Source organism: Actinomycetota bacterium (assembly GCA_005774595.1).
In the GTDB taxonomy this organism is placed as follows: domain Bacteria; phylum Actinomycetota; class Coriobacteriia; order Anaerosomatales; family D1FN1-002; genus D1FN1-002.
In genome coordinates, this window is the sequence record VAUM01000496.1 from 1 (window position 1) to 1,091 (window position 1,091).

The window sequence follows — 1,091 nt, forward strand, 5'->3', positions numbered from 1 at the left end:
GAGCAGCAGCGGTGCGTCGTAGGAACCCGCGAGGGGCGCGGCCGACAGCGCGTCCGGGAAGCTCCAGCCGGCGCAGAGGACGACGGCCGACGCCTTGCGGTGGTTGCGGCGGGATATCTGGATCGCGGTGGAGTAGCGATCGGTCCCGGCGACGCGTGTGACGAGGTCGGAGCGCCACTGCGCCTCCGTGGGCATGGACGCGTCGGCCGAGACCGTGGTGCCCGAGGAGACGGTGATGGGGTCGCCGTGCTCGGGAAGCCCGGAACCGCTGCCGTATCCGACGTGCTTGAATCGCTGCTGCACGTCGAGGACGAGCGGCCAGTACCTGCCGATCGGGATTCCCGTGATCGACCATGAGCCGTCGGCGCCTGTGACCGTCTGCGCGACCATCACCGGATGCGGCGAGCTGCCGTCCGGCGCGCGTCGCAGCGACGTCAGGCACACATCGGCACCTGCAATCGGCGCGCCCGCGCGGTCCGTCACCCGCCCGGTGGCAGACCCTGAGGCGATGACCGAGGACTCGAGCACCGCTAGGTCGGCGGCCACTGCCGAGGAGACCGCACCCGGCCCCCCGAAGATCGTGATCGTCTGCACCTCGGACGCGTGCTCGAAGAGCAGGTTCTCGACGCGATCCGGGAGAGTGCTGCTCGCGGTGAACAGCATCACGGCACCGCGGCGGCCAGTCAGGGCGCCCGCGCCAGCCAGGTCTGGCCAGCCCTGCGTCGTGCCTATGCGGACATCAGTGAACCCCGCCCAGCCGCACGCGGCGGCGAACCGTGCGGGCTCGTCGCATGCACCGCTGCCGCCCGAGGCGAGATCGTCCACGAAGATGCGCTCGTGGGTGATGCCCTCGTCGTCTAGCTGCCACTCGACCTCCGGATCCACGTCGAAGTAGTCACCGACGATGACGCAGTGCGTCACGCCCGCGCTGCGCATCGCGGGCAGCGTGCTCGTCGCGGAGAGGCCGTCCGTGTCGTCCAGGAGGATCGGCATCCGGCGGGAGTAGGCATACGGCGCCACCGCGTACGCCGCCTGCCAGTGCCCTGAGTCGACGACGAACGCCTGCCCGGGATAGCCCGCGGCTGCAGTCG

1 protein-coding gene is annotated in these 1,091 nt (G+C 70.9%); it reads right to left on the minus strand.

The genetic code is table 11. The annotated features are described in order from the left end of the window. A partial coding sequence (locus FDZ70_11230; GenBank protein TLM65273.1) for a hypothetical protein occupies nucleotides 1–1,091 on the minus strand: 1,091 nt, incomplete at both ends.